The 3533-nt window shown below is 76.2% G+C and carries 3 protein-coding genes; all 3 read right to left on the bottom strand.

Features of this window, described 5'->3' with window-relative positions; translation table 11 throughout:
• Positions 1–1214 (bottom strand): AAA family ATPase (locus tag NH602_RS29360; protein ID WP_253069509.1); only part of this gene is annotated, 1214 nt, incomplete at its 3' end.
• A gap of 134 nt (positions 1215–1348) precedes the next feature.
• A complete protein-coding gene (locus tag NH602_RS29355; RefSeq protein ID WP_073575126.1) occupies positions 1349–2110 on the bottom strand; it encodes a thioesterase II family protein in 762 nt (253 codons plus the stop codon).
• A gap of 142 nt (positions 2111–2252) precedes the next feature.
• A partial coding sequence (locus NH602_RS29350; protein WP_253069508.1) for a beta-ketoacyl reductase occupies positions 2253–3533 on the bottom strand: 1281 nt, incomplete at its 5' end.

Below are 3533 nucleotides of genomic sequence, written 5' to 3'. Positions count from 1 at the left end.
CGGTGCGCCGCGGCCGCCGCGGCCTCCAGCAGCACGTCGACCATCCAGGGCTCGCCGGCGCCGGGCAGGACGAGCAGGACCGCCGCCACCACCTCGGCCGGGCGCCCCGCGTCGCTCAGCACCCGGGCGCCGCGCCGGCGCAGGTCGTCGAGCTCGTCCCCGGGGAGTCCGCGCAGCACCGCGGTGCGCAGCAGGTCGTGCCGGAAGTCCGACCGGTCGGGGGCGAAGACCTCGGTCCGGACGAGCGTCGCGACCGCGTCGGCCACCGACCCGGCGGGCACCCCGGACAGGGTCGCGAGGACCGAGGTCTGCTCGGCACCCACGACCGCGACGGCGGCGGCCACGGCGCGGACGTGCGGCGGGGCGTCGAACACGTGCCGTTCCACGAGGCCGTCGACCACCTCGCGCCCGAGCCGGTGGATCCGGTCGGTCGCGCCGTCGCCGGTCACCGGGCCCAGCTCGGCGACCAGCTGCTCGACCAGCAGCGGGTTCCCGCCGGAGGCCTCGGTGAGCGCGTCGAGCAGCGGCGCCTGCGGCGGCTCGGCTCCCGTACCGGCACCGCGGGCCACGGCGAGCCGGGCGACGCCGGACCGGTCCAGCGGGCCCACCTCGGTCACCGCCGCACCGGCCTGGGTGCGGATCTCGGCGAGCCGGTCGGGCAGTGCGCCCGCTCCGTCGGTCCGCGAGGCGAGCACCACCCCGAGCGGGAGACCCTCCGACCGGCGCAGCAGGAACCCGAGGAAGGCCAGCGAGGCGTCGTCGCACCACTGCAGGTCGTCGACGACGAGGACCAGCGGGCCGCGAGCGGTGTGGTTCACGGTGAGCCAGTAGAGGCCGTGCAGCACCGGGTAGAGGTTGTCCGGTCCGGCACCGCCCGTCGCCTCGTCCAGCGCCGGTGCACTCCACCGGGCACCGCCCTCGAGCAGCGCCGGGTCGACCGGGCCCGCGCCGGCCAGGGCCCCGAACAGCTCCCGGACCACGGCGAACGAGATGTCCGAGGTCCGTTCCCGCCCATGGGCACGGGCGGCCCGCACGCCCGCCGGGACCTCGGTGCAGAAGCCGTCGAGCAGCACCGACTTGCCGATCCCGGGCGGTCCGACGAGCAGCCGCACGACGTGTGATCCGGCGGCGGCGCCGGCACCGGCCGAGGCCAGCCACGCCGACTCGGACCCCCGACCCACCAGGCGCACGCCGCGATCGGTGGCATCGGACATCCTGGGCTACCTCCACGAGCGACCGGTCCCGGCCGGGCGGACCCGGCTCGACGATCTTGAGCCTAGGAGATCCCACCCGTGCCGGATACCGGCCGCCGCGTGTCGGTACGGTGACCGCGCTCGCTCCTGCGGGATCAGGACGACGCGGTGAGGACCGTGCGCAGCATGGCGATGATCGCCGGGGCGTCGGAGCCGAGGAAGAAGTGCCCGCCCGGACGGACGTGCAGATCGAACGGTCCGGAGGTGTGGTCGCGCCAGGACTCCGCCTCGTCCCGTGAGGTCTTGGGGTCGCTGTCCCCGGTCAGGACGGTGATCGGCGCGGCCACGGTGGCCCCGGGCGTGCAGCGGTAGGTCTCGATCGCCTCGTAATCGCTGCGGATGGCGGGCAGGATCATCCGGAGGATCTCGTCGTCGCCGAGCAGCGCGGTGTCGGTACCCGCCAGCAGCTTCAGCTCCTCGACGATCTGCTCGTCGCTCAGCCGGTGCACGTGCTCGTCACGGACACGCGAGGGTGCGCGCCGGCCGGAGGCGAACAGGTGGGCGATCCGCCCGCCCTGGGCCTCGTGCCGCCGCGCGACCTCGAACGCCAGGGTCGCGCCCATGCTGTGGCCGAAGAAGACCGTGGGGCGGTGGCCCCGCAGCGAGTCCCGCAGCGCGCCGTGGACCTGGTCGGCGAGGGTGTGGAGGTCACCGGGGCTGGTCTCGCGGCGCCGGTCCTGCCGGCCCGGGTACTGCACGGCGAACACCTCCGCGGTGGTCTGCAGCTGCGCCGAGACCGGGAAGTAGAACGAGGCCGAACCGCCCGCGTGCGGGAAGCAGACGAGCTGCACGGGCCGCTCCGGTGCCGGGTGGAAGCACCGGACCCACAGGCTCTCCTCGGTGGCGGTCGTCGTCATGGGGTTCCTTCCTCGCGGACGCACCCGGCGTGCTGCCGGATGACGTAGCCAGTGAACCGGCACCGCGGCCGGTGAATCCCTAGTCCTGGCCTCGGGGGCGGGACGACCGCGCCGGCCGGCCCGCCCCCCCCCGGGAGGCACCTCAGCCGAGCCCGAGCTCGTCGTTGAGCAGGGCGAACATGTCGTCGTCGGAGGCGTCGTCGAGGGTGTCGTCCCCGGCGCCGTCGCCGTCGGGGTCCGACGGCCGGTCCTCGGCGTGCAGCCCGGCCCACTTGGTCCGCAGCACCTCGATCCGGCCCGCGACCCGGCGGTGCTCCCCCTCGTCGTCGACGTGCAGGCCCGCGATGGCCCGCTCCAGGCCGTCGAGCGCGGCGAGGACGGCGTCGGCGCCCGCGGGCTCGGCGACGACGAGCCTGCTCCGCAGATGCCGCACGACCTCGGCCGGGGTCGGGAAGTCGAACAGCAGGGTTGCGGGCAGCCGCAGCCCGGTGGCTGCGTTGAGCCGGTTCCGGTACTCGACCGCGGTGAGCGAGTCGAACCCCAGTTCCTGGAACTGCTGACGGACCCCCACCGCGGTGGCGTCGGTGTGCCCGAGCACGTCGGCGGCCCCGCCCCGCACGAGCGCGAGCAGGATCTCGTCCTGCTCTGGGGCACCGAGCCCGGCGAGCCGGCGGACGAGCGCGTCGGCGTCCGGTGCGGTGCCCGCGGCGGCGGTCCGCCGCGGCGTGGTCCGGACCAGGCCCCGCAGCAGCGCCGGGACCTCGTCGAGCGCGCGCAGCGCGGCCAGGTCGAGGCGGACCGGCAGGACCAGCGCCCGGCCGGTGGAGCCGGCCGCGAGCAGCGTGTCGAACAGCTCGAGGCCCTGCTCGGCGGGCAACGGCGGCATCCCGGAGCGGGCCAGGCGCTGTGCCTCGGCCTCGCCCAGGGTTCCGGTCATGCCGCTGCCCTGCTCCCACGGCCCCCAGGCCATGGACAGCCCCGCGAGCCCGTCGGCGCGGCGGCTCGCCGCCAGCGCGTCGAGGTAGGCGTTGCCGGCCGCGTAGTTGGCCTGCCCGGCGCCGCCGAGCACACCCGCGACCGAGGAGAACAACACGAACGCGTCGAGGTCCAGGTCCCGGGTCGCCTCGTGCAGGTGCCACGCGGCGTCGGCCTTGGGCCGCAGCACGGTGTCGAGCCGGGCCGCGTCGAGGGAGCCGAGCACGCCGTCGTCGAGCACACCGGCGGTGTGCACGACGCCCCGCAGCGGACGCTCCCGCCCGGCCTCGGCGACCAGCGCCGCCACGGCGTCGCGGTCGGCGACGTCGCAGGCCACCACCCGGACCCGGGCGCCGAGCGCCTCGAGGTCGGCGACGAGCTCCGCCGCGCCCGGTGCGGACGGTCCGCGGCGGCCGGCGAGGACCAGGTCCCGCACACCGCGTCCGGT

The organism is Pseudonocardia sp. McavD-2-B (assembly GCF_024124365.1).
GTDB classification, from domain to species: domain Bacteria; phylum Actinomycetota; class Actinomycetes; order Mycobacteriales; family Pseudonocardiaceae; genus Pseudonocardia; species Pseudonocardia alni.
The sequence above is the reverse complement of the archived record's forward strand: the minus strand, read 5'-3'. Positions and strand labels throughout refer to the sequence as shown.

Excerpts from the sequence above, each read along its gene's own strand:
- NH602_RS29355 (WP_073575126.1), bottom strand. The coding sequence starts at position 2,110 with ATGACGACGACCGCCACCGAGGAGAGCCTGTGGGTCCGGTGCTTCCAC.